Here is a 2,320-nt window from a genome sequence, read left to right as displayed (position 1 = left end):
GAGCCCGACAACGACGTCGCCGGCGCGGTTGATGCCGTCCACCCGTTGTCCGAACTGTTCGACTCGTGCTACCGCAAACTGGTCGACTTCGCGTCAACGGCGAACATCGCCGATTTCCGGTTCGGCAAGGCGTTACCGCGCTACCTAGAGGCCCTTGGGCTTACCGAGATGGGCAATGAGGGCGTCGCGCGCGTGGTCCACGGTGGTGACCCGTTTTCGGATATGTGGATCAAAACTTGGCAGCGCATCGATGCGGCCGCCATCGCCAACGGCACGCTGACCGAGTGGGAGGTGGCGCAGATGCGGCGCGCGTACGAAGACCCGACCTTCATTTACCGGACCCAGCTGAACCAAACCGTGTGGGGACGCAAGCCGCCGGTGAACGAATTCGACCAGCACAATCGCCGCCACCAAACCGGTGCGGCTTTGTAGCATGCTCCCATGCCGCTAAGCGATCGCCTCCAAGAAGGCGACGTGTTCGCCGGATACACCATCGTGCGGCTACTGGGCTCCGGCGGGATGGGCCAGGTGTATCTGGCGCAGCATCCGAGGCTGCCGCGCCGTGACGCGCTCAAAGTCTTGCCCGCCGACCTCACAGCGGACACGGAATATAGAGAACGATTTCACCGGGAAGCGGACCTGGCGGCGGAGCTGTGGCACCCGAACATCGTGGGCATCCACGACCGCGGCGAATTCGAGGGACAGCTGTGGATCTCGATGGACTACGTCGAGGGCACCGACGCTGCGGAGCTGTTGCGTAATCAGTATCCGTCCGGGATGCCGTCACCGGAGGCGTTCGAGATCGTCACCGCCGTTGCTGACGCCCTCGATTACGCGCATTCCCGCGGACTGCTGCATCGAGACGTCAAACCGTCCAACATCCTGCTCGGCGAGCCGACCACACGAAAGCGACGGATCCTGCTCGCCGACTTCGGGATCGCCCGACAGGTCGGCGATATCAGCGGTCTGACCGCAACCAACATGATGGTCGGCACACCCGCCTACTGCGCGCCCGAGCAACTCACCGGCTCTGACCTCGACGGGCGAGCCGACCAATACGCGCTCGGCTGCACGGCGTTTCACCTTCTGACCGGGTCGGAGCCGTATCAGCACTCCAACCCCGCGGTGGTGATCACCCAGCATCTGTCCGCGCCACCCCCGCCAATCGGCGATCGACGGCCGGAATTGGCAGAACTCAACGACGTGATCGCCAAGGCGCTCGCCAAGAACCGCGACGATCGCTACCCGAGCTGTTCGGATTTCGCCGCTGCTCTCACCGGACAAACAACCAGCGACGCAACACAACTCGCTGCAACCGTGCTCGCTCCCGGTGCCACGGTTTCCGCGTCGCAGCAGACTGTCGCCGCACCTGCCAAAACGCGCCGGGTACTGCGCCCGGCGGCGCTGGTAGGCGCAGTGGCTGCGGTCGTGCTGATCGCGGTTGGCGCAATCGTCGGGGTACGTCTGCTCAGCAGGCCCGAAAACCACGGGACTCCAAGTGCGTCCCAATCGGCACCCACCGCAGCAAACAGCCCCCCACCGGCTGGTGCACCGCCGGGCAACAGCGGCCCGGCCCAGGCCGCGGCGTCGATCAAGCTGACCCCCTATCTCACCGACCAAGCAGGAGTATTGGGTGCACCGGGCCGCACCGCGGTGGAAAATGCGCTCGCCAAGCTCTACTCCGACCGCAACGTTCATCTCTGGGTCGTCTACGTCAACAATTTCTCCGGCATGACACCATTCGGTTGGGCTGAAGAAGCCATGCGCGCCAACGGGTTCACCAGTAGCGACGCTCTGCTGGCCGTCGCCACCGAGGGCCCCAGCTTCGCCTTCCGGGTGCCGCCGGCGGTGGCCGGTCCCATTGCCGTCGAGGGCATCCGCCGAAACCAGATCGCGCCGGCCGTGGGTCGAAGCGAGTGGGCCCACGCGGCGGTAGCCGCCGCCAACGGATTGGACAGTGCAGCCGGCTGACTGCGCGCTAGCCCTGGGGTTTGTGCTTGTGGTGGTGTTCCTGCAACGCTAGCTTCTCGACGCTGTCGGCGTAGCGTTCTTCGAGGTCAGCCAGCAACCCTGTGTCGCTCAGATCCAGTGGACGCGAGTTCTCCCAGTCGTGTTGCGCCACTTTGTGCAGGCGTTCGGTGACATGTTCGTCTCGCACCTCGATGGCGAGTTCCCGGCGGCTGTCGAAGCTACCCGGCGCGAGGTTTATCGACCCGACGATGCCCCGAACCCCGTCAGCCAGGATCATTTTGGCGTGCAGCTTGAGGTGCTTTAGCTTGTGGATCTTGACTCCCACGTCATCGAGGATGCGCAGACCACC

General features: G+C 64.6%; 3 protein-coding genes. 2 read left to right on the top strand and 1 reads right to left on the bottom strand.

Translation table 11 applies throughout. The annotated features are described in order from the left end of the window. On the top strand, positions 1 to 432 hold a 432-nt coding region (locus tag VFA16_RS17475; protein WP_324969028.1), incomplete at its 5' end, for a hypothetical protein. Positions 433 to 441: 9 nt separating this feature from the next. Further along, a complete protein-coding gene (locus tag VFA16_RS17470; RefSeq protein WP_324969027.1) occupies positions 442 to 1,971 on the top strand; it encodes a serine/threonine-protein kinase in 1,530 nt (509 codons plus the stop codon). Positions 1,972 to 1,978: 7 nt separating this feature from the next. Here the strand turns inward: VFA16_RS17470 and VFA16_RS17465 are convergent. Continuing rightward, positions 1,979 to 2,320: phospholipase D-like domain-containing protein (locus VFA16_RS17465; protein WP_324969026.1), on the bottom strand; the 342-nt coding region annotated here is incomplete at its 5' end.

This window comes from Mycobacterium sp. (assembly GCF_035653355.1).
In the GTDB taxonomy this organism is placed as follows: Bacteria; Actinomycetota; Actinomycetes; order Mycobacteriales; family Mycobacteriaceae; genus Mycobacterium.
This window is presented reverse-complemented; position numbering and strand designations above follow the sequence as displayed.